The sequence below is a fragment of the Corynebacterium xerosis NBRC 16721 = ATCC 373 genome (assembly GCF_001552415.1).
Classification (GTDB): domain Bacteria; phylum Actinomycetota; class Actinomycetes; order Mycobacteriales; family Mycobacteriaceae; genus Corynebacterium; species Corynebacterium xerosis.
Window position 1 is genome coordinate 108,988 of sequence record NZ_BCRD01000003.1, and the last position, 19,466, is coordinate 128,453.

At 70.2% G+C, this 19,466-nt stretch carries 15 protein-coding genes; 10 read left to right on the forward strand and 5 right to left on the reverse strand.

Annotation, left to right across the window (positions count from 1 at the left end):
- Positions 1-1,389 carry a DNA repair protein RadA gene (radA, locus tag CX1_RS06105; protein ID WP_046651311.1) on the forward strand — a complete coding sequence of 463 codons (1,389 nt, stop codon included), beginning with the start codon at positions 1-3 and terminating at the stop codon, positions 1,387-1,389.
- Positions 1,390-1,412: 23 nt separating this feature from the next.
- A complete protein-coding gene (gene disA, locus CX1_RS06110) occupies positions 1,413-2,465 on the forward strand; it encodes a DNA integrity scanning diadenylate cyclase DisA (protein WP_046651310.1) in 1,053 nt (350 codons plus the stop codon).
- A gap of 16 nt (positions 2,466-2,481) precedes the next feature.
- On the opposite strand, the gene CX1_RS06115 is transcribed toward disA, so the two are convergent.
- Entirely contained in the window at positions 2,482-3,150 is a 669-nt protein-coding gene (locus tag CX1_RS06115; protein WP_046651309.1) for a hypothetical protein, read from the reverse strand.
- A 4-nt stretch (positions 3,151-3,154) separates the two neighbouring features.
- A complete protein-coding gene (locus CX1_RS06120) occupies positions 3,155-3,778 on the reverse strand; it encodes a carbonic anhydrase (RefSeq protein ID WP_162488623.1) in 624 nt (207 codons plus the stop codon).
- 123 nt (positions 3,779-3,901) lie between these two features.
- Between CX1_RS06120 and CX1_RS06125 the strand changes: the two genes are divergently transcribed.
- Complete coding sequence (locus CX1_RS06125; RefSeq protein ID WP_046651307.1) at positions 3,902-4,792, forward strand: HhH-GPD family protein; 891 nt, start codon at positions 3,902-3,904, stop codon at positions 4,790-4,792.
- A 40-nt stretch (positions 4,793-4,832) separates the two neighbouring features.
- On the forward strand, positions 4,833-6,137 hold the full coding sequence (locus tag CX1_RS06130) for a lipase family protein (RefSeq protein ID WP_169793210.1): 1,305 nt from the start codon (positions 4,833-4,835) through the stop codon (positions 6,135-6,137).
- A gap of 38 nt (positions 6,138-6,175) precedes the next feature.
- On the opposite strand, the gene CX1_RS06135 is transcribed toward CX1_RS06130, so the two are convergent.
- From CX1_RS06135 to CX1_RS06140, 3 genes are all read right to left on the reverse strand, one after another.
- Positions 6,176-7,219 carry a pirin family protein gene (locus tag CX1_RS06135; RefSeq protein WP_060925412.1) on the reverse strand — a complete coding sequence of 348 codons (1,044 nt, stop codon included), beginning with the start codon at positions 7,217-7,219 and terminating at the stop codon, positions 6,176-6,178.
- 297 nt (positions 7,220-7,516) lie between these two features.
- Positions 7,517-7,690 (reverse strand): DUF4236 domain-containing protein, encoded by a 174-nt coding sequence (locus CX1_RS12370; protein ID WP_113570045.1) that lies wholly within the window; start codon positions 7,688-7,690, stop codon positions 7,517-7,519.
- On the reverse strand, positions 7,691-10,420 hold the full coding sequence (locus CX1_RS06140) for an ATP-dependent Clp protease ATP-binding subunit (RefSeq protein WP_060925470.1): 2,730 nt from the start codon (positions 10,418-10,420) through the stop codon (positions 7,691-7,693). It lies immediately after the preceding gene.
- 262 nt (positions 10,421-10,682) lie between these two features.
- On the opposite strand from CX1_RS06140, the gene mgtE reads away from it, so the two are divergent.
- The 6 genes from mgtE (at position 10,683) to CX1_RS12615 (ending at position 19,456) form a co-directional block, all read left to right on the forward strand.
- The gene (gene mgtE, locus CX1_RS06145) at positions 10,683-12,092 is read left to right on the forward strand and encodes a magnesium transporter (RefSeq protein ID WP_046651306.1); all 1,410 of its coding nucleotides are present in this window, start codon (positions 10,683-10,685) and stop codon (positions 12,090-12,092) included.
- Between the two features lie 104 nt (positions 12,093-12,196).
- Positions 12,197-13,300, forward strand: coding sequence for an alanine dehydrogenase (ald, locus tag CX1_RS06150; protein ID WP_046651304.1), 1,104 nt, complete (start codon positions 12,197-12,199; stop codon positions 13,298-13,300).
- 141 nt (positions 13,301-13,441) lie between these two features.
- A complete protein-coding gene (locus CX1_RS06155; protein WP_082719170.1) occupies positions 13,442-15,295 on the forward strand; it encodes an AMP-binding protein in 1,854 nt (617 codons plus the stop codon).
- A 684-nt stretch (positions 15,296-15,979) separates the two neighbouring features.
- On the forward strand, positions 15,980-16,363 hold the full coding sequence (locus CX1_RS12660) for an excalibur calcium-binding domain-containing protein (RefSeq protein ID WP_060925413.1): 384 nt from the start codon (positions 15,980-15,982) through the stop codon (positions 16,361-16,363).
- A 239-nt stretch (positions 16,364-16,602) separates the two neighbouring features.
- The gene (locus CX1_RS06165) at positions 16,603-18,480 is read left to right on the forward strand and encodes a ribonucleoside triphosphate reductase (RefSeq protein ID WP_082719204.1); all 1,878 of its coding nucleotides are present in this window, start codon (positions 16,603-16,605) and stop codon (positions 18,478-18,480) included.
- Positions 18,470-19,456 (forward strand): radical SAM protein, encoded by a 987-nt coding sequence (locus CX1_RS12615; protein WP_082719172.1) that lies wholly within the window; start codon positions 18,470-18,472, stop codon positions 19,454-19,456. Before CX1_RS06165 ends, CX1_RS12615 begins: the two co-directional genes overlap by 11 nt.
- Positions 19,457-19,466 lie beyond the last annotated feature (10 nt).

Consider the following 19,466-nt stretch of genomic DNA (forward strand, 5'->3'; position numbering starts at 1 on the left):
GTGGCGAAGGGGCCGTCCTACCGTTGCTCCGCCTGTGGATGGCGGGCATCCAAGTGGGTGGGGCAGTGCCCTTCGTGCGGGGAATGGGGTTCTTTGACCGAGACCGTGGACACGGTCGGACGTTCGCGTTCGACCGTCTCCGCGGTCTCTTCCGCGTCCGGGCTCCCGGTGGTCGCGGCGAAGCGGATCACGGGCATCGACCCCGGGCTCGCGAAGGCCGTGCCCACCGGCATCGGGGAGCTGGACCGGGTCCTCGGCCGGGGCGTCGTGCCCGGATCGGTGGTGCTGCTGGCCGGCGAGCCGGGCGTCGGCAAGTCGACGCTGCTGCTCGAGGTCGCGTACCGCTGCGCGTCCGGTGAGTTGGGCCCGGCGCTGTACGTCACGGGCGAGGAGTCCGTGGGCCAGGTGCGGCTGAGGGCCGAACGGACGGGTGCGCTTCACGACGAGCTGTATCTCGCCGCGGAGTCCGACGTGGGGGAAGTCATCGAGCAGGCGTTGGCCGTGAAACCCGGCCTGCTGATCGTCGATTCCGTGCAGACGATGCAGGCCGCCGGAGTCGAGGGGACGCGCGGCGGGGTCGCGCAGGCTCGCGCCGTCACGGCGGCGTTGACGGCGCTGGCGAAGGAATCGGGGATCGCGATCCTCGTGGTCGGGCACGTGACCAAGGACGGCACCGTCGCCGGCCCGCGGACCATGGAGCACCTGGTGGACGTGGTGCTCAATTTCGAGGGCGACCGGCACTCCGGGCTGCGCTTCCTGCGCGGCCTGAAGAACCGTTTCGGCGCGACCGACGAGGTCGGCTGCTTCGAGCAGACCGCCGACGGCATCCGCGAGGTGGTGGATCCGTCGGGATTGTTCCTGCATCACCGCTCCCCCACCCCGGGCACCGCGGTGACCGTGGCCATGGAGGGGCGCCGCCCGCTGTTGGCGGAGGTGCAGGGGCTCATCGTGTCGGGGGACGCGAAGAGCAACCGCCGCAACGTCTCCGGGCTGGACCAGCGCCGGGTGCCGATGGTCGCCGCGATCCTCGCCGAACACGGCCCCAGCATGAAGACCCTGGCCAGCCAGGAAATCTACGTGGCCAGCGTCGGCGGCATGTCCATGGTCGAGCCGGCGGCGGACCTCGCGGTGGCCATCGCGTTGGCGTCGGCGGCGAAGCAGCGGCCGGTGCGGGAGAACACCGTGGTCATCGGTGAGCTCGGGCTGGCCGGGGAGGTGCGCCGCGTCCCCGACATGGCCCGGCGGCTGAAGGAAGCCGCGCGGATGGGGTTCTCCCGCGCCATCGTCCCGAAGGAGACCGAGGACGTGCAGGGGTCGGCCAAATCCGGCGGCCTGCGGCTGGTGCGCGTGGGCACCGTCGCCGAGGCGTTCAACGCGGCATTGGGGTAGGTGCGGCGCGGTAGGCTTGTCCCGTGTCGGATTTGAGCCATGACCTGCTGAAGACCCTCGCCCCGGGCACGGGCATCCGCGACGGGCTGGAGCGGATTCGCCGCGGCCGCACGGGCGCGTTGATCGTGCTCGGCTACGACGACGAGGTCGCGGGCTTGTGCGACGGCGGCTTCGAGATCGACGTGGCGTTCGCGCCGACGCGGCTGCGGGAGCTGTGCAAGATGGACGGCGCGGTGGTGCTGTCGACGGATGGCACGCGCATCCGCCGGGCGAACGTGCAGCTCGTGCCGGATCCTTCGCTGCCGACGGATGAGTCGGGCACGCGGCATCGTTCCGCGGAGCGCACGGCGTTGCAGACCGGGGTGCCGGTGATCGCGGTGTCGCAGTCGATGAACATCATCACGGTGTACGCCGATGGCGTGCGGCATGTGCTGAAAGATTCGGCGGAGATCCTGTCGAGGGCAAATCAAGCGCTCGGCACGATCGAGCGCTACCGCTCGCGGTTGGACGCGGAGGCCGAGGAGCTGTTCGCGGCGGAGCTGTCCGGGTACGCGTCGGCGTCGGAAGTCGTCGGGGTGCTGCGCCTGTCGGAGCTGTTGCGGCGTGCGGCGGAGTCGGTGTCGCGTGATGTGGTGGCGCTGGGGTCGGATGGACATCAGCTGGACGTTCAGTTGCGCGAGCTGGTGGCGGACACCGCGCCGAATTCGCGCCTGCTTCTGCACGACTACCTGGTCACCGCGTCGGGGCTTCCCGACGAGGCCGACGTGGACGCCGCTTTGGCCAGCCTCGCCCATCTGCCGGACCCGGATCTTCTGGGGCCCCGGGCGGTGGCGCAGGTGCTGGGTTATCCGACGGATGCCGAGGCGTTGGGCGAGCGCGTCGATCCGCGCGGGTACCGCGCGCTGGCGAGGGTCCCGCGCATGCAGTATTCGCTGATGGACAAGCTGGTGGCGCGGTTCGTCACGTTGCCGTCATTGCTCAAGGCGCAGACGGAGGATCTGGCGGCGCTGGAGGGCGTGGGCCCGTTGTGGGCGCGGCACGTCCGCCAGGGGCTCGACCGGTTGGGGCCGGCCTGACTGCCGCCGGGGCCGGCTAACCCCTGATATTGAACGTGAAGGGGTCGGAGTTGCGGTCGCCGACCAGGCCGTAGACCAGGTAGCTGCCGGGCTCGACGTCCAGGCGGTCGGTGGCGGTGCACTTGCCGGGGGCGGAGCTGGTGCGGGACCAGTTGACGTCGTAGACGACTTCCTCGCCGGCCGCGACCGTTTCCGTGCCGGTGCCCTCGGAGTCGTGGCAGTCGAGGTCGGACCAGATGCGCTCGTAGGTGAGCATGTCGTAGACCTCGAAGCGCAGGGTGTCCTCGTCGAGGTTGATGTCGCAGTCGGCGTTGGTGGGGTTGGCCATCGTCAGCGCGAAGCGGGGGTTGTCGTCGGCGTAGTTGGGGGCGTCGGCGGTCACGGTGAGGATCAGGTCGCCCAGCTCGCAGGTGTCCTTGTCCACGGTGGCGGGCGTTTCCGAGGCCGGGTTGGTGGTGTACGGCTCGGAGGAGGGCCCGTCGGGCGCGGAGGTGTTCTCCACGCCGTCGTCGCGCGTGACGGTGACCGATTCGCTGACTTCGGCGGCCTGGTCGGTGCCGGCGTCCGTGTCGCCCGCCGCCCATCTGACTATGCCGACGATCACGAGGATCAACGCGATGGCCAGCACCAGCGCGGCGATGCGTCGGCGCCGGTAGATCTCCGGGGGCAGCGGTCGGTTGGTCACGCCATCAGATTAGCGGGTTCTCGCTGACGCCCTTGGTCACCACGACCTCGGCGCGTCCGTCGCCGAGGTGGTAGCGCATGCCGACGACGCCGACCTTGCCGTCGTTGAGGCGGCTCTTGATCTCCGGCGAACGGTCGACGATGTGGTTGACGATCTCGCGGACGTGACGGCGTTCCAGGTCCTCGATTTCGGTCTGGCCGTCGTTGCGGGCGGCCAGCAGCGACGGCGTGACCTTTTCCACGAGCACGCGCTGGAATCCGCCCGGCAGTTCGCCGCCCTGCAGGGCGGAGTGGGCGGCCTTGACGGCGCCGCAGGACTCGTGGCCGAGGACGACGACGAGGCTGACGCCGAGGGAGTCGACGGCGAATTCCAGGGAGGCGAGGACCGACAGGTCGGTGATGTGCCCGGCCGTGCGGATGACGAAGATGTCGCCGAGGCCCTGGTCGAAGATGATCTCCACGGGGACGCGGGAATCGGAGCAGGAGAGCACGACGACGGCGGGGTTCTGGCCGGCGGTGAGCTTCTCGCGCCGGGAGGGGTCCTGGTTCGGGTGGGCGGACTCGCCCTCCATGAAACGGTGGTTTCCCTCGAGCAGGTGCTTCCAGACGGATTCAGGGGTGCGTGGCATACCATCCATTCTGCTAGGTGTTCGCAGAATGGAGTGAATCGGGCTTTGAAATCAACACAATCCGGGGGTTCCGGCGCCCTTTCGGGGGCGGGGACGGGGGCACCGGAGGGCGCAGGGGATGAAGTGCCAGAGGGTTCCGCCGACTGGCGCGCCGATCTCGTCGCGTGGTTCCGCGCCTCCGCCCGCCCGCTGCCGTGGCGCGATCCGGCGACGTCGCCGTGGGGGATCCTGGTCAGCGAGGTCATGAGCCAGCAGACCCCGGTCGCCCGCGTCGCTCCGTCGTGGCGGCGGTGGATGGAGTTGTGGCCGGAGCCGGCGGATCTCGCGGCGGCACCGGCGGACCAGGTGCTGCGCGAGTGGGGGAAGTTGGGCTATCCCCGGCGTGCGCTGCGGTTGAGGGAATGTGCGGCGGTCATCGTCGCAAAGCACGGGGGCCGGGTGCCCGCCGACGTCGACGAACTGCTGGCCCTGCCCGGCATCGGGGATTACACGGCGCGTGCGGTGGCGGCGTTCGCGTTCGGCGCGCGCACGCCGGTGGTGGACGTCAACGTGCGGCGGGTGCTGCGGCGGCATCGGCAGGCGACGTTCTTGCCGGGTGCGCACAAGCGCGCCGACTTGGCCGTGGTCGAGGGCTTGCTTTACGACGACCCGGCGTCCGCCGCCGAGTTGTCCGCCGCGTGGATGGAGCTGGGGGCGACGGTGTGCCGCACGCGCCCGGCGTGCGCGGAATGCCCCGTGCGGGAGTCGTGCGCGTGGGTGGCGGCGGGGTCGCCGGAGCCGTCGGAGGAGGAGCTGACGGCGGCGAAGAAGCGGGTGCAGAAGTTCGAGGGCACCGACCGGCAGGTGCGGGGGAAGTTGCTGGACGTGTTGCGGGCGGCGGAGTCGCCGGTGGAGAAGGCCCTGTTGGATGCGGTGTGGCCGGATGAGGCGCAGCGGTCGCGGGCACTGTTTTCGCTTCTCGACGACGGCCTGGCCGTCCAGGACGCCGACGGATTGTTCCGGCTGCCCACGTAAGCGCGGTGGGCGATCCGCGCGGGTGGCTAGTCTGGTTTTCATGGGCGGTTCAGAGGCGGGTGCGGCACCGGGGCGGGCTTCGAGCTCGCCATTCCGGGCGCGCCCGCCGGTGACCGCGGTGCTGCTCGCGATCGTGATGATGGCCGTCGCGGGATGTTCGGGCGGCGCCGGTTTCGAGGGGGCGGGCCCGGGCTCGGATTCGGGAGCCGATGCCCCACCTGCCGTCGAGCGTGAGCCGGGGGCGGTGATCACCGAGATGGACTTGGCGGTGAAGTCGCCGAGCGTGGCGTCGGCGCGGCGGATCGTCTACGCATCGACGGACGCGCACGGAGGGCCGAACGTCGTCAGCGGATCGGTGCTGGAGCCGACCGCCGAGTGGACCGGGGACGGGCCGCGGCCGCTGCTGGTCATCGCGCCGGGGACGCAGGGGGCGGCGGACAACTGTGCGCCGTCGATGACCATGCACTTCGGCACCGCTCCCCCGCCGCCGTCACGGCATTTCCTGGATCTGGGGTGGGCGGTGGCCATCACGGATTACGAGGGCCTGGGCACGCCCGGCGCCCACACGTATCTGGTGCGCGAAGCCCAGGGCCACGCCGTGCTCGACATGGCCAGGGCGGCCGAAGAGCTGATCGGCGGGTTCGGTTCGGGCGGGTTCGGTTCGGATGGCGCGGCTGAGACTCCCGTCGCCGTGTTCGGGTTCTCGCAGGGAGGCGCCGCGTCGGCGGCGGCCGCCGAGATGGCCGGGGACTATGCGCCGGAGGTGAACATCCGCGCCGTCTACGCGGGCGGGGTGCCGGCGGATCTGCCGTCGACGGCCGCCGAGATCGACGGGTCGCCGTTGTCGGGGGCGATGGGTTACGCGATCAACGGGCTCGTCGCGGCGTACCCGGAGGTCGGCGAGGAGATCGACGGCATGCTCAACACCGAGGGCCGCCGCTTCCTCGACGAGACCGCGACGCAGTGCATCGGGGCGACGCTGGCGATGTGGGACCGGCGCGATTCGGCGGACTTCACCGTCGATGGCCGGTCATTCGCCGAGCACCTGGGGGATGGGGCGGGTCCGGGATTGAGGCGGGCCGTCGGCAAGCAAACTCTGGGGACGACGGCGCCGGGGATGCCGGTGTTCGTGACGCACAACGTCGAGGACGACGTCATCCCCGTCGCCGGCGCGAGGCGGCTGGTGCGGGATTGGTGCGCGGCGGGCGCGAACGTCACGTACTCCGAGGTCGACGAGGACCTCGGCGACGCCTCGCACGGCTTGGCCTGGCAGCTGACGGCCGACGAGGCGTTCGGGTGGCTGGTCAGCGTCATGGGCGGCTCGGGGGTGCCGGGGAACTGCTGAGGCAGTAACCACTTGTGCCCGCGCTACTTGTGCCCGCGCTACTTGTTCCGGCGCGGCCGCAGCTTCACCGACGGCATCGGCGGCGAGGGAATGCGGTCGATCTGGGCGCGGGTGGGCGCCCCCTCGAAACCGGGGTACCCCTCGACGACGCCGAAACGGCGGGCGCGGGCGTCGGCGTCCTCCCAGTCCTCGCGGGCGGCGCGGACGGCGGACTCGTCTTCGCCGACGAAGTTCCAGAACATCAGCAGGTCCTCGCCGTAGGGGTCGCCGGCCACCAGGACCAGGGTCGCGCCGTCGTCGCCGGCGGTGATGGTGGCCTCGGCGACGGGGCCATGGGAGTACGCCAGGGCGGCGGGGCCGGCGGTGGCGGCAGCGGAATCAGCGCCAGAATCAGTGCCGGAACCGGAACCAGAGCCCACCGCCAGTTCCGCGGAACCGGAGTCGACGAGGATGCCCACCTCGCGGCCCAGCGGCACCGTCAGCGAGGCGCCCGGCTCCATGCGCAACTCGGCGGCGAGCGCACGGCGGGGTGCAGGAATGGGCGAGGCTCCGAAATTGGCCTCTTCGACCATTGCGCCCGCGCCCGGACCGTCGGCGAGCGAACCCGCTCCCCCGACCTCGCCCTTGAGCTCGCCGAGGAACACCCGAGCGGTCACGCCGCCGTGAGCGACCTCGCTGGTGGTGAAGTGGTGCAGGCCGCGCTCCGCGTGGCGCTCGTCGGTCGGGTAACCGAGCCACAGCTGCACGCCGTGCAGGTCCGGTCCCTCGGGCCAGGAGTACTCGGAGTGCGCGATGCCGGCGCCGGCGACCATGAGCACCGTGTCACCGGGGGTGACGTCGAGGTGGTGGCCGGCGGAATCGTCGTGGCGCACGCGCCCGGAGAACAGCCACGTGCAGGTGGCCAGGTAGGTGTGCGGGTGCGGGGCGACGTCCATCGACGGCGCGGCCGGGCCGAAGTGATCGGCGAAGATGAAGGGGCCGACGCTGGTGCGCTCGATGTGCGGCAGGGTGCGCCGGACGGTGATGGCGCGGTACCCGCCCAGCGGGACCTCGCGGGGCTCGAGGACGGCGATTGTTGTCATGTCACCTATTGTACCCGCATCGCGCCGCTCCGGCCAGGGCCTCCCCCGATCCAACCTCGGTATCCCGCTTTGCGACGGCCGACCACCCCTTCCCCAGCAGCCGCGCTCCCCGTCTCCAGCAACCGCGCTCCCCCATCGAGTTAACCCACCCCGAATGACGTAACCCACCCGTTGCAGCGGGTGGGTTAGGTCATTCGGGGTGGGTTTGGCGGTGTTTGGTGGATTTGGCGGTGCTTGGCGACGACCACGCGGGCCGTCGTCAAGCGCGCCCGGCTCGAGCTGCCCCGGCCCGGGCAGCTACTTCTTCCAGCGGCCCCGGTAGTTCAGGCCCTTGCCCAGGCGGACGGAGAATCCGCCACGGCTGTTGATGGTCACCGGCCCGATGCGCTTGGACCCGGACACCCCGGTCTTCGACCAGTTCAGCCAGGAATCCTTGCCGAGCTTGGTGCGCTTGCGGAAGAAGATGCCCATTTACGCGTCCTTCTCGTCGGTTTCACCCGGCTCGCGCGGGGTGGCCGAACCATCGTCGGAGTCGGAGCCGGACTCGCCGTACTTCTCCTCCAGCGCCGCCTCCTCGACCGCGGCCTCCGCGGCGTCGATGACGTCGCCGGCGCCGGAACCGATGGTGCCGTCCGCCGCGCCCATGGCCTCCAGGCCGTCGAGCTCATCCGGGACCGACTCGCCCTCGGTGGCCTTGGTGACGAAGGTGAACTTCGCGTCCGTGCCCTCCGACTCGCCATCCCAACCCTCGACGTCGACGACGACGGTCTCGCCCATGCCGATCTGGCCGTAGAGGATCTTCTCGGACAGCTGATCCTCGATCTCGCGCTGGATCGTGCGGCGCAGCGGGCGGGCGCCCAGCACCGGATCGAAGCCGCGCTTGGCCAGCAGGTTCTTGGCCTGGTCGGAGACCTCCATGGTGATGCGCTTCTCGGCGAGCTGCACCGACACGCGGTCCAGCATGAGGTCGACCATCTGGACGATCTCGTCGCGGGACAGCTGCTTGAACACCACGATCTCGTCGATGCGGTTGAGGAACTCGGGGCGGAAGTGCTTCTTCAGCTCGTCGTTGACCTTGCCCTTCATGCGCTCGTACTGGCCGTCGGCATCCTGCTCGCCGACGCCGGAGAAGCCCATGCCCACGGCCTTCGAGATGTCCTGCGTGCCCAGGTTCGAGGTGAAGATGAGCACCGTGTTCTTGAAGTCCACGACGCGGCCCTGCGCATCGGTGAGGCGACCATCCTCGAGAACCTGCAGGAGCGTGTTGTAGATCTCCTTGTGGGCCTTCTCGATCTCGTCGAACAGCACGACGGAGAACGGCTTGCGGCGCACCTTCTCGGTGAGCTGGCCGCCCTCCTCGTAGCCGACGTAGCCCGGAGGGGCACCGAACAGGCGCGAGGCGGTGAAACGGTCGTGGAACTCGCCCATGTCGATCTGGATGAGCGCATCCTCGTCGCCGAACAGGAACGCGGCCAGCGCCTTGGACAGCTCCGTCTTGCCGACGCCGGACGGGCCGGCGAAGATGAACGAACCGGACGGGCGCTTCGGGTCCTTCAGGCCGGCGCGGGTGCGACGGATGGCGCGCGACACGGCCTCGACGGCCTCGTTCTGGCCGATGATGCGCTTGTGCAGCTCCTCCTCCATGCGCAGCAGGCGCGAGGACTCCTCCTCGGTGAGCTTGAACACCGGGATGCCGGTCCAGTTGGCCAGCACCTCCGCGATCTGCTCCTCGCCGACCTCGGTGATGGTGTCGGACTCACCGGAGCGCCACTTCTTCTCCTTCTCGCGGCGCTCCTCGCCCAGCTTGCGCTCCTTGTCGCGCAGTCCCGCGGCCTTCTCGAAGTCCTGCGCGTCGATGGCGGCTTCTTTCTCGCGGCGCACGTCCGCGATCCGGCCGTCGATCTCCTGCAGATCCGCCGGGGCGGTCATGCGCTTGATGCGCATGCGGGCGCCGGCCTCGTCGATGAGGTCGACGGCCTTGTCCGGCAGGAAGCGGTCGTTGATGTAGCGGTCCGACAGCGTCGCCGCCGCCACCAGCGCCTGGTCCGTGATGGACACGCGGTGGTGCTGCTCGTACTTGTCGCGCAGGCCCTTGAGGATCTCGATGGACAGATCGACGCTCGGCTCCGGCACGTTGACCGGCTGGAAACGGCGCTCCAGGGCGGCGTCCTTCTCGATGTGCTTGCGGTACTCGTCGAGCGTGGTCGCGCCGATGGTCTGCAGCTCGCCGCGGGCCAGCTTCGGCTTCAGGATCGACGCCGCGTCGATCGCGCCCTCGGCGGCGCCGGCACCGACGAGGGTGTGGATCTCGTCGATGAACAGGATGATGTCGCCGCGCTGGTTGATCTCCTTGAGCACCTTCTTCAGGCGCTCCTCGAAGTCGCCGCGGTAGCGCGAACCGGCGACCAACGAACCCAGGTCCAGCGAGTAGAGCTGCTTGTCCTTCAGGGTCTCCGGCACGCGGTTGTTGACGATGTCCAGGGCCAGGCCCTCGACGACGGCCGTCTTGCCCACGCCGGGCTCGCCGATGAGCACCGGGTTGTTCTTGGTGCGGCGCGAGAGCACCTGCATGATGCGCTCGATTTCCTTCTCGCGGCCGACGACCGGGTCGAGCTTGCCCTCGCGGGCGGCGACGGTCAGGTTGCGGCCGAACTGGTCGAGCACCAGCGAGCCGGCCTGGTGGTTGCCCTCGGCCACGCGCTGGCCGGAGGTCGCGCCGACGGGGCGCTGCTCCGGGCCGCCGGGGCCCTCGGAGTCGTCGCCCTGGAAGCCCGACAGCAGCTGGATGACCTGCTGGCGCACGCGCGGCAGGTCGGCGCCGAGCTTGACCAGCACCTGGGCGGCCACGCCCTCGCCCTCGCGGATCAGGCCGAGCAGGATGTGCTCGGTGCCGATGTACTTGTGGCCGAGCTGCAGGGCCTCGCGCAGCGAGTACTCCAGCACCTTCTTGGCGCGCGGGGTGAACGGGATGTGCCCGCTCGGCGGCTGCGCGCCGCGGCCGATGATGTCGACGACCTCGCTGCGCACGGCCTCCAGCGAGATGCCCATGGACTCCAGGGCCTTCGCCGCGACGCCGTCGCCCTCGCTGATGAGGCCCAGCAGGATGTGCTCGGTGCCGATGTAATTGTGGTTGGGCTCGCGTGCCTCGTCCTGCGCCAGGACGACGACGCGCCGGGCGCGGTCGGTGAACCTCTCGAACATCATTCTCCTCGGTGTCGTCCGGAATCCATATGACGGTTTCACTGAAGCTTAACGACGGCCCGGCCGCGTTTCGTCCCTTCGGGCGTACGCCCATAGCGAACAGCGTCTGAACTGGGGATTGACGGTGGGGTTCGTTCCACGCCGGGACCGTCGTCAAGCAATCCTCGCCGACCATGCGCCGCGGGCCCCCGGATAGGCTCGGGGCATGACCGCGCCGCGCATCCGACCCCGCCCGACGCGCCGTGCGGATAATGTCTGGGGCATGACCTCTTCCCACACCGGACTCGAGTTCGACGTTCTCGCCGACCATCTGGCGCTGATGCTGGCGCAGGAGGATCTCGTCTCGATCGAGAGGGTGATCCGCGACATGTCGCCGTCGGATCTGGTCGACATCCTCGAGCGGGAGGATCCCGACGATCGGGCGATCATCTACCGTCTGCTGCCGCGCGAGGTGGCGGTGGAGGTGTTCGAGCGGTTTTCCCCGGGCATGCGCGCGGATCTGCTGACGGGGCTGCGCGACGAGCACGTCGTCGGCGTTTTCGAGCACCTCGACCCCGACGACCGGGTGTCGCTGGTCGACGAGCTGCCCGCGACGGTGTCGGCGAAGCTGTTTTCGGGCCTGTCGGAGAAGGAGCGGGCGCTGACCGCGCCGATCCTCGGCTACCCGTCCGGCACCATCGGGCGTCACATGTCCACCGAGTACGTGCGGCTGCGGCCGGAGATGACGCCGCGGGAGGCGTTCGACCACGTTCGCGCCAGCGGCGACGGCGCGGAGACCGTGTACCTGCTCATGGTCACCGACGACCACCGCCGGCTCGAGGGCGTCGTGGGCATGCGGGACCTGATTTTCGCGCTCAACGGGGATTCGACCGACGGCGATTCGCATGACGACGGCCCCGCCGCGGAGCCGATCACCGTGCGGGACCTGATGAAGTCCCCGGAGTCCGTGACGGCGTCGGAGGACGCCGAGAAGGCGGCCCGTCGGGCGGTGCGCACCACCCACCTGGTCACGCCCGTGGTCGACGAGGAGAACCGGCTGATCGGCATCCTCACCGTCGACGACGCCAACCGCATCATCGACCGCGCCGACGAGGAAGACGCCGCCCGAGCCGGCGCGTCCGAGCCGCTGGACCGCCCGTACCTGGTCACGTCGGTGACCACCCTGGTGCGGTCGCGCATCGTGTGGCTGCTGGTGCTGGCGCTGTCGGCGATTCTGACCGTGCAGGTGCTGGAGATGTTCGAGGACGCGCTGGCCGCCGTGGTGACGCTGTCGCTGTTCATCCCCCTGCTCACCGGCACCGCCGGCAACACCGGCTCCCAGGCGGCGACGACGGTGACGCGCGCCCTGGCCGTCGGTGAGGTGCGGCTGCGCGACACGTGGAAGGTGGCGTGGCGCGAAGTGCGCGTCGGCCTGACCATGGGCGTGCTGCTGGGCCTGATCGGCGCCGTCGTCGCCGGGCTGGTCTACGGCGCGGACTTCGGGCTGATCATCGGCCTGACGCTGGTGTCCATCTGCACCATCGCCGCCACCGTCGGCGGCATCATGCCGATGATCGCTCGCGCCATCAAGGCCGACCCGGCGGTGTTTTCCACCCCGTTCATCTCCACGTTCTGCGACGCGTCCGGCCTGATCGTCTACTTCCTCATCGCCAGCGCGGTGCTGGGGCTGTAGGGCGGGTGCGGCGGCGGGGCTGGTGCCGCCGCGGCGATCCGCAGATGATGGAAGGCGAACACAATTCCCCGCCGGCGATCGTCGCCCGCAGACCAGGAGCCCCCATGCGCATCGGAATCCCCCGCGAGATCAAGAGCGGCGAGCATCGCATCGCCGCGAGCCCGTCCGGGGTGGCGTCCATGACGCGCGCCGGCCACGAGGTGCTCGTCGAAGCCGGGGCGGGCGTCGGTTCCTCGATGCCGGATTCGGCGTACGTCGAGGCCGGCGCGACCATCGTCGACTCGGCGGAGGAGGTGTGGGCGAAGGGCGATCTGCTGTTGAAGGTCAAGGAGCCGATCGAGCCGGAGTTCGCCCTCATGCGCGAGGGCCAGATCCTGTTCACGTACCTCCATCTGGCCGCGGCCCCAGAATGCGCGCAGGCGCTGCTCGACGCGGGCACGACGTCGATCGCCTACGAAACCGTCACCGACGATCACGGCGAACTGCCGCTGTTGACCCCGATGAGCCAGGTCGCCGGCCGCCTGGCCGTGCAGGTCGGCGCGTACCACCTGATGAGCCACTTCGGCGGCCGCGGCATTCTCCTCCCCGGAGTCCCCGGCACCCGCCCGGCGCGCGTGACGGTCATCGGCGCCGGGCAGGTCGGCGCCTCCGCGGTCGCGATGGCCCACGGCCTGCGCGCCGACGTCACCGTCCTCGACCTGGATCCCCGGGCGCTCAAGCGCATCGACGACATCTACCGCGGCACGGTCGACACCGTTTTCTCCACCGCCCACGAGATCGAGGCGGAGCTGCTGCAGGCCGACCTGGTCATCGGCGCGGTCCTCATCCCCGGCGCCAAGGCCCCGACGCTGGTGCCGGACAGCCTGGTCGAGAGGATGAAGCCCGGCTCCGTCCTCGTCGACGTCGCCATCGATCAGGGCGGCTGCTTCGAATCCTCCCGCCCCACCACGCACGACGATCCGGTGTACAAGGTCCACGACAGCCTCTTCTACTGCGTCGCCAACATGCCCGGCGCGGTCGCGAACACCTCCACGCAGGCGCTGGCCAACGCCACCCTCCCCTACGCGCTGGCCCTGGCCGAGCACGGGTGGCCGGGCGCGGCGAAGAAACTGCCCGGGCTCGACGACGGTTTGATGACCCACCGCGGCGGCCTGCGCAACGCCCCCGTCGCCGAAGCACTGGGCATGAAGCACGAACCGGCGTCCTGAAGCGGCGGCCGCCCGTCGTCAAGCGAAAACCCGGTCCCCCGACTGACCCGGGCCCTTCCTCGCGCAAACGCCTGCGCGTGACGGGCGTCACCATTATGGTTCCTTTTCATATAGGAATCCATACGAGGAGGCCCGAGCCAGATGTCCGAGAAGATCGACGTCCACGCGACGACCAACGCCGACACAGGCGCCGCCGGCGCGACGGAGAAGTTCCGCACCCGCGCGAAGAAGTCGCTGCGCGGCACCGGCGACCTGATCCGCGGGCTCGCCCCCGTGACCAAGGCCGGCGTGCTCGGCGCGATGGGCCCCGGCGCGATGGGCAAGGCCGCCGGGTCGATCTACCGGTGGGACTTCCTGCCCTCCGGCCTGCTCGGCATCGCCGCCGCCCGCGACCCCCACCACACGGCCATCATCGACGACGGCGGGTCGATGACCTACGCCGAGTTCGACGACAACGCCAACCGCCTCGCCCGCGCCCTGCGCCACGGCGACATCCGCCCCCGCGACCGCATCGGGCTGATGTGCCGCAACCACCGCGGCTTCCTCCTCGCCCTGTGCGCCCACGGCCGCCTGGGCACCGACCTGGTGCTGCTCAACACCGGCGCGTCGGCCGAGCAGACCCGCGCCGTCATCCGCGAGCAGAAGCTCGACTTCCTCTTCATCGACGAGGAATTCACCCACCTGCTGCCCGACGACTTCGACCAGTGCCCCGTCGCCGTGTCGTGGCTCGAGGACTACCAGGACACCTCCAGCGTCCGCGAAGGCTGGACGTCCATGCGCGAGATGCTGCGCACCGCCCCGCCGGAGGCCTGGCCCACCGCCGACCTGCCCAAGCGCCCCCGCCGCGGCCGCGTCATCGTGCTGACCTCCGGCACCACCGGCACCCCCAAGGGCGCGCGCCGCCCGGAGCCGAAGTCGTGGATGCCCGCGTCGTCGATCATGAGCCGCATCCCCCTGCGCCACAACAGGCCCGCCTACCTCGCCGCGCCCATGTTCCACACCTGGGGCTTTGCGACGGCCCAGCTGTGCATCGCACTGCGTTCCACCATGATTTTGCGCCGGCACTTCGAGCCGTCGGACGCGCTGCGGATCATCGAGGCCCACAACCCGCACACGATCTTCCTCGTGCCGACCATGCTGCAGCGCATGCTCGAAGTGATGCCCGACGACTACGACGTGTCGACGTCGCCGCTGGAGGTCATCGCGTCGTGCGGCTCGGCGATCCCGGAGCACATCGTCAAGCAGGCGCTCGACCGCTTCGGACCTGTGCTGTACAACCAGTACGGCTCGACCGAGGTCAGCTGGGCGACGATCGCCAACCCCGCCGAGCTCGCCGAGAACCCGACCACCGCCGGCCGCGCGCCGCTGGGCACCCGCATCGCCATCCGCGACGACGAGGGCAACGAGCTGCCCGAGGGCGAGACCGGCCGCATCTTCGTCGGCAACGGCATGCTCTACGAGGGCTACACCCGCCCCGGCGCCGACAAGGAGATCATCGACGGCATGATCTGCACCGGCGACCTGGGCCGGCTGGAAGACAGCATGCTCTACATCTCCGGCCGCGAAGACGACATGATCGTCTCCGGCGGCGAGAACGTCTTCCCCCGCGAGACCGAGGACGCCCTGTCCGACCTGCCGGGCGTGCGTGAATGCTGCGTCTACGGCGTCGACGACGACCGGTTCGGCCAGGCGCTGGTCGCCTGGGTCGTGCGCACCGACTCCCCCGAGGGCGAGGCGCTGACCACCGAGGACATCCGCGCCCACGTCAAGAATCGACTGGCCCGCCACTCCGTGCCCCGCGAAACCGTGTTCATGGACGAGCTGCCGCGCAACGCCGTGGGCAAGGTCGTGCCCCGCATGCTGCCGAAGCCGTGGGAGGACGGCGGCGAGGGCGAGGGCGGCTCGAGCGGGGCCGGTTCGAGCGGGGCCGGCACCTCGACCGACGCCGACGGTGCCCAGCTCGTCGGCCAGGATCGCCTCCGCCCGGCCGGATAGCGCCGCCCGCCCCGCCTCTCGGGGACACCAGGGCCCACCGGCCGCCCATCCCGCCGTTTCCCCGCCCCATCCCCTCCAGACCCATCGCAGATAGACGTCCAGTGGACAAAAAGACGTGGTCAACCACCTCCTTCTGTCCACTGGGCGTCTTTTTGGCGGCGGGCGGCCGTCGGCAAGCAGGGAAGCACCCGGCGAACGCCAAAATCCGCCCGAAGCTCCCGGCCGAAGGCCGAATGACACCGGACGCGCCACCGAAACGGCGCCGGAACGGCAGCGAAGAGGCAGAGAAGCGGCGCCCCTCGTCGACGACCGGGGTCACCCGAATGGCTTTTGGCGGATGCGCGGGCGATAATCTCGGGGTTACCCGCCGTCACCCGCACCCGTCATGCGGTTTTCCGGAAAGAGGATCCAGCGCAAACGGATTCCAGCTCGTCCCGCCGTCTCCGCGCCGACGGAACCACCGATGTCGCCCGCCGGAACCGTTCTTCTCGCCCCTCCCGCCGCATCGCGCTGACCACTTTGTCCGCCGCGGCGATGGCGCTGGCCGGTTGCGCGCCGCTCGACGACGCGGATGAGGCTCAGACCTCTTCGACCACCTCGGAGACGTCCACCTCCTCGACTTCCTCGACGACCTCTTCGACCACGTCGTCCACCCCGACTTCCACGTCCGAGGCCGTCCAGGCGATGTTCGCCAATTGCAGCGAGGCCGTCGAGGCCGGCGCCGCCCCGCTGTACGTGGGCGATCCGGGCTACAGCGAGGAACTCGACTCCAATGGCGACGGCATCGCATGTCCGCTCGAGGACGAGGCCGCGGGCGCGGGCGCCGTCGTGGCCGCGGATGCGGGAGCCGGGGCCGCCGCCGGCGGCGCGATGGGCATCATGGGCAATCCCGCCCCCGCCCCCGCTCCGGCGTACGATCCCGCGCCGGCGCCGGCCCCCGCCGCCGGTGGCGGCTACTACGCGAACTGCAGCGCCGCCCGCGCCGCGGGCGTGGCGCCCATTCCCGCCGGTGCGCCGGGCTACCGGGCCGGTTTGGACCGCGACAACGACGGATGGGCCTGCGAATAGCGCCCCGCCCCGCACGGCCGGCGCATCCCTTCGCTCGGTCGCCGCACCCCTCCCCATCGGCGCGCCACCCCTCCCCCGAACGGAGGGGTGAAAGATCCGCCAAAGAATCGGCCACACAACTTATGGGCGCTTGACAACGGCGCGGCCCCACATGTTGTGACGGTTCCCGTCGTTAAGCATGATCAATGTCACAATAAGCCGAATCCCATTTATGTGATTCGAGTCTTATGGTGAGGGCCATGACGGCCTTCACCACCCACCACACAGGAACCAACTGCCTCACGGATGCCACGGCCCCCGGGGGCCACGGCACAGGCGCCGCCGTCCCCGACGCGCCCCGCCTCATCGATCCGGGCGCGACGATCGACGAGTACCTCGACCACGCCGACTGGCGGATCAACGCCAACGCGAACCAGGACTTCAGCCTGGGCGGCATGATGCTGAACACCTCCGGCAAAGTCGTGGCGAACTACTGGCTGGACCACGTGTTCACGCCCGAGGCCGGCGCCGCGCACCGCGAAGGCGCCATCCACATCCACGACCTGGACATGCTCGCCGGATACTGCGCCGGCTGGTCGCTGCGGGCATTGCTCGAGGAGGGCTTCGGCGGCGTCGCCGGCGCGGTGTCCTCCGCCCCGCCGAAGCACCTCACCTCGGCGCTGGGCCAGATGGTCAACTTCCTGGGCACGCTGCAGAACGAATGGGCGGGCGCGCAGTCGTTCTCCAGCTTCGACACGTACCTCGCGCCCTTCGTCCGGATCGACGGCCTCACGTACGACCAGGTCGAGCAGGCGATCCAGGAGTTCGTGTTCAACCTCAACGTGCCCTCGCGCTGGGGCACGCAGACTCCGTTCACGAACCTGACCTTCGACTGGGTCTGCCCGCCGGAGCTGCGCGACCAGGTCCCGTTCATCGGCGACGAGCCGGTTGACTTCGCCTACGGCGACCTGCAGGCGGAGATGGACCTGCTCAACCGCGCGTTCATCGAGGTCATGGGCCGCGGCGACGCATCGGGACGCGCGTTCACGTTCCCCATCCCCACGTACAACATCACCGCCGACTTCGACTGGGACCACCCGAACACGCGCCGCCTGTTCGACATGACTGCGCGCTACGGCCTGCCGTACTTCCAGAACTTCATCAACTCCGACCTCGACCCGGGCCAGATCCGCTCGATGTGCTGCCGCCTCCAGCTGGACCTGCGGGAGCTGCTGGCCCGCGGCAACGGCCTCTTCGGCTCGGCGGAGCTGACCGGTTCCATCGGCGTGGTCACGGTGAACTGCGCGCGGCTGGGCTTCCTCCACGCCGGGGATTTCGACGCCCTGCTGGCGGAACTCGACGAGCTCCTCGCCCTGGGGGTGGGGGTGCTCGAAGCGCGGCGCCGGACCGTCGCCACGCTCATCGACGCGGGCCTGTACCCGTACACGCAGCGGTGGCTGCCCGGCCTGGACAATCACTTTTCCACGCTGGGGGTCAACGGCATCAACGAGATGGTGCGCAATTTCACGGTTGACGCCGACGACATCACCACGGCCCGCGGGCACGCGATGGCCGTGCGGCTGCTGGACCACATCCGCGCGCGGCTCGTCGAATTCCAGGAGTCCACGGGCCACATGTTCAACCTGGAGGCGACGCCGGCGGAGGGCGCGACGTACCGCTTCGCGCGCGAGGATCGCCGCCGCCACCCGGGGATCCTGCAGGCAGGCACGGACGACGAGCCGTATTACACGAACTCGTCGCAGCTGCCCGTCGGCCACACGGACGACCCTTTCCGCGCGCTGGCCGAGCAGGAAGAGCTGCAGTCGAAATACACCGGCGGCACGGTGCTGCACCTGTACATGGGCGAGGCGATCGATGCCGGCGAGGCGTGCGCGACGCTGGTGCGCCGGTCGCTGGAGAATTTCCGCCTGCCCTACGTCACGGTGACGCCGACGTTCTCGGTGTGCGCGGCGCACGGCTACCACTCCGGCGAGCTGGAGGCGTGCCCCACCTGCGGCGGCGAGGTCGAGGTCTGGACCCGCGTCATGGGCTATTTCCGCCCGGTGTCCTCCTTCAACACGGGCAAGAAGGGCGAGCACCACGAACGGTTGCCCTTCGCCCAGCGCCATGTCGCCTGACGTGCTTGACGACGTCCCGCCCTCCCCGCCGTCCACCCCTCTCGCCGCGGCGCCGGTGCCCGTGGCGGGCGTGGTGCCCTTTTCCTCCGTCGATTGGCCGGGGAGATTGGCGGCGACCGTGTTCCTGCAGGGGTGCCCGTGGCGATGCCCGTACTGCCACAACCCGGATCTGCAGGCCGCCGTGGGCACCGTGGGGCGTTGCGCCGGGGCCGGCGCCGGATCCGGTGCCGGTGTCCCCGAACTCATCGGCGGACGGTGGCGCGAGGTGCTGGACCTGCTGGATTCTCGGCGCGGGCTGCTCGATGGCGTGGTCTTCACCGGCGGCGAGCCCACCATGCACCGGGGCCTCGGTGAAGCGATCGAGGTGGTGCGCGCGGCGGGATTCGGCGTCGGCCTGCACACGTCGGACTGCTATCCGGGCGCACTCGAGGACGTCCTCCGCGACCACCGCCCCAATTGGATCGGTCTGGACGTCAAGGCCGATCCCCGCGACGCGGAGACCAATGCCGCCGTCGCATATGGAGGCGCGCAGTTCGGTGGCGCGGAAGGCGGAGGTGCGCAGCTGTCCGCCGGCGACAAGGTGCTGCGGAGCCTGCGGCTGATCGTCGAGGCGCTCGGCGCGCACCAGACCGCCGGCGACTTCCCGCCGTTGTCGATCGAGGTCCGGACGACGGTGTGGCCGGATTCTCCCGCCGTCACGGGCGTGCCGGGCATCGCGGACATGCTCGCCGAGACGCTCGGTGAACTGGCCACCGGGTCTTCCCCCGGTGCAGCCCTCTCGAAACGGCCCGGCGCCGTGCGGCCCGCGCTGACCTGGGCGATTCAGAAGGCCCGCCCCGACGGGGTCTCCCCCGACGCCGCGGCCGCCGCGAGTTTCCGCGCCGACCGCCCCGGGTGGGCCGCGGAGTTCGACGCCCTCGTCGACGATGCCCGCGATCGACTCCGTGGAACCCCGGTGACCGTCATCGCCCGGTAGCGCCGCACCT